Origin of the sequence: Halomonas sp. 3D7M, from assembly GCF_014897885.1 — a bacterium.
GTDB lineage: Bacteria > Pseudomonadota > Gammaproteobacteria > Pseudomonadales > Halomonadaceae > Vreelandella.
In genome coordinates, this window is sequence record NZ_JABUZF010000259.1 from 34,846 (window position 1) to 37,966 (window position 3,121).

Consider the following 3,121-nt stretch of genomic DNA (forward strand, 5'->3'; position numbering starts at 1 on the left):
TCACGGAAACTAATCAGCGCGACGCTTTCCAGCGCTGTGCTCCGGCAGTAGAAAATGGCCTGTATCTCGTACCCCGCGTGGTGGAGTAGCCAGATTACCACGCACAGGCCGCTATTTTCTGCTCTTTCTATTCGCCCCCGAACGGAGCTTCCGGGTCATGCATGATAAAACCGTAACGCAGCTTGCCGCCGCCCTGAAAAGCGGTGAGCTTTCCAGCCGAGAGCTGACTTCACACTTTTTACAGCGTATCGAGCAAGCTGATGGCGCGCTCAATAGCTTTATTACTGTCACCGCCGAGCAAGCACTTGATCAGGCAGAAGCTGCCGACAATGCGCGTGCTGCAGGCAAGGCTGGCAAGCTAACAGGCATTCCCTTCGCACTGAAAGATATCTTTTGTACTCAAGGGGTGAAAACCAGCTGCGGTTCGAAAATGCTCGATAATTTTATCGCGCCTTACAATGCCACCGTGGTAGAAAAACTTAACGCAGCGGGCACCATTAGCCTGGGCAAAACCAACATGGACGAGTTCGCTATGGGCTCTTCCAACGAAAATAGCTATTTTGGCGCGGTCAAAAACCCCTGGGACCTTACTGCGGTTCCCGGTGGCAGCTCAGGTGGCAGTGCCGCCGCAGTAGCAGCAGGCCTTGTCCCTGCTGCGATGGGCACAGATACCGGCGGCTCTATTCGCCAACCCGCGGCATTTTGCGGCATTACCGGCTTGAAGCCTACGTATGGCCGCGTTTCTCGCTATGGCATTATTGCCTATGCGTCTAGCCTCGATCAGGCTGGCCCTATGGCGAAAAGTGCTGAAGACTGCGCGCACCTGCTCAATGTTATTGCTGGCCATGATGTACGTGATTCCACCAGCGTTGCCCGCGGCGTTCCCGACTACACAGAAACGCTCAATGCACCGCTTTCTGGCCTCAAAATCGGCCTGCCAAAGGAGTACTTTGGTGATGGTTTAGACGCTGACGTCGAAAAAGCGGTCCGCGAGGCAGTGAAAGTATATGAATCATTAGGAGCGACCGTACGCGAAGTGAGCCTGCCGCATACCCACTATGCGATTCCGGCTTATTACGTTATCGCCCCCGCAGAGGCGTCCTCGAATCTCTCCCGCTATGATGGCGTGCGCTTCGGGCATCGCTGCGATGCACCGGCTGATCTTATTGATCTCTACACGCGGTCTCGTGCGGAAGGCTTCGGCGATGAGGTGAAGCGGCGCATCCTGATTGGCACACACACGCTTTCTGAAGGCTTTTTTGACGCCTACTACACCAAAGCGCAGAAAGTGCGTCGTTTGATTCGACAGGACTTCCTGGACGCCTTTGAAGACGTAGACGTACTGATGGGGCCCGCATCGCCAACGCCCGCGTTTGATCTTGGCGCTAAGAAAGATCCGGTGTCCATGTATCTACAGGACATTTACACCATCGCCGTTAACCTAGCCGGCATTCCTGGCATCAGTGTTCCTGCAGGCTTTTCCAATGGCCGTCCGGTTGGCCTGCAGATCCTGGGTACCCACTTTGCAGAAGCACAGCTGCTAAACGTGGCTCACCAGTTCCAGCAAGCCACTGATTGGCACTTACAACGCCCTGCTTTTGCCGAGGAGAACGCCTAATGCAATGGGAAACCGTGATTGGGCTGGAAGTACACGTTCAGCTCGCAACTCGTTCGAAAATTTTCTCCGGCGCTTCCACCGCTTTTGGTGCAGAACCGAACACTCAAGCCTGTGCTGTTGACCTTGGCTTACCCGGCGTTCTGCCTGTGCTGAACGAGCAGGCCGTTGCCATGGCCGTTCAATTTGGGCTTGCGGTACACGCCGACATTCCTGAAGTATCGGTGTTCGACCGTAAAAACTACTTCTATCCCGATTTGCCCAAGGGCTACCAAACCAGCCAGATGTATCATCCGATCGTCGGCGCAGGTGATGTTGAAATCACCCTAGATGACGAATCGACCAAGCGTATTCGTATTCATCACGCCCATCTTGAAGAAGACGCTGGCAAGTCGCTGCACGAAGACTTCCATGGCATGACGGGCATCGACCTTAACCGGGCGGGCACACCGCTACTGGAAATCGTCTCTGAACCGGATATGCGCAGCGCAAAAGAGGCCGCCGCGTATCTCAAAGCGATTCACTCTATTGTGACCTATTTGGGCATTTCCGACGGCAATATGGCGGAAGGCTCAATGCGCTGCGATGTTAACGTTTCAGTGCGCCCTAAAGGCCAAGAAGCCTTCGGTACTCGCGCGGAAATCAAAAACGTCAACTCGTTCCGCTTTGTTGAGCGCGCGATTGCTTATGAGGTCGAGCGCCAGATTGAGCTGATCGAAGACGGTGGCAAGGTCGTGCAGGAAACCCGCCTGTTTGATCCTGAGCGCGATGAAACCCGCAGTATGCGTACCAAAGAGGAAGCTAACGACTATCGCTACTTCCCCTGCCCGGATCTGTTACCCGTGGTGTTAGATCAAGCTTACCTTGATCATCTTCGCAGCCAGTTGCCAGAACTTCCTGCCGACAAACGGGCGCGTTTCCAGAGTGAGCTAGGCTTATCGGTCTATGATGCCCACGTACTGTCTGCTAGCCGAGAAATGGCCGAGTTTTTCGAAGAAGTACAACAAGTGTGCGGCGATGCTAAACAAGCCGCTAACTGGGTACAAGGGGAGCTTTCGGGTGCGCTTAACCGTGAGAACCTAAGCATTCAGAACAGCCCGGTTTCCGCAAAACAGCTCGGCGAGCTGATTAGTCGCGTACTGGATGACACCATTAACGGCAAAGCCGCTAAGCAAGTCTTCCAAGCACTGTGGAATGGACAAGGCGATAGCGCCGACGCCGTCATTGACGCAAAAGGCTTGAAGCAAGTAACGGATACTGGCGCGATCGAAGCGATGATTGACCAGGTTATCGCAGAGAGCCCGGCTCAGGTTGCTCAATATCGTGATTCTGAGCCAGAGAAACGCGGCAAGATGATTGGTTACTTCGTTGGCCAAGTCATGAAGGCATCTCGCGGCACGGCGAATCCGCAGCAAGTTAATGGCTTGTTAAAAGAGAAGCTGGACGCATTGCTGTAACGTCGACCGACAAGTGACAGCAATGTCATAGCGGCTGCCTCGGCAGCCG

At 54.4% G+C, this 3,121-nt stretch carries 3 protein-coding genes; all 3 read left to right on the forward strand.

Annotated elements, in window-relative coordinates:
• Positions 1-89, forward strand: an 89-nt coding sequence (locus INT22_RS21320; RefSeq protein WP_226912844.1) for an Asp-tRNA(Asn)/Glu-tRNA(Gln) amidotransferase subunit GatC, incomplete at its 5' end; no start/stop codon positions are given.
• 68 nt (positions 90-157) lie between these two features.
• The gene (gene gatA / locus INT22_RS16855) at positions 158-1,618 is read left to right on the forward strand and encodes an Asp-tRNA(Asn)/Glu-tRNA(Gln) amidotransferase subunit GatA (RefSeq protein WP_193061281.1); all 1,461 of its coding nucleotides are present in this window, start codon (positions 158-160) and stop codon (positions 1,616-1,618) included.
• On the forward strand, positions 1,618-3,072 hold the full coding sequence (gatB, locus tag INT22_RS16860) for an Asp-tRNA(Asn)/Glu-tRNA(Gln) amidotransferase subunit GatB (RefSeq protein ID WP_193061280.1): 1,455 nt from the start codon (positions 1,618-1,620) through the stop codon (positions 3,070-3,072). The genes gatA and gatB overlap by 1 nt, the downstream gene beginning before the upstream one ends.
• The last annotated feature ends 49 nt before the right edge of the window (positions 3,073-3,121 follow it).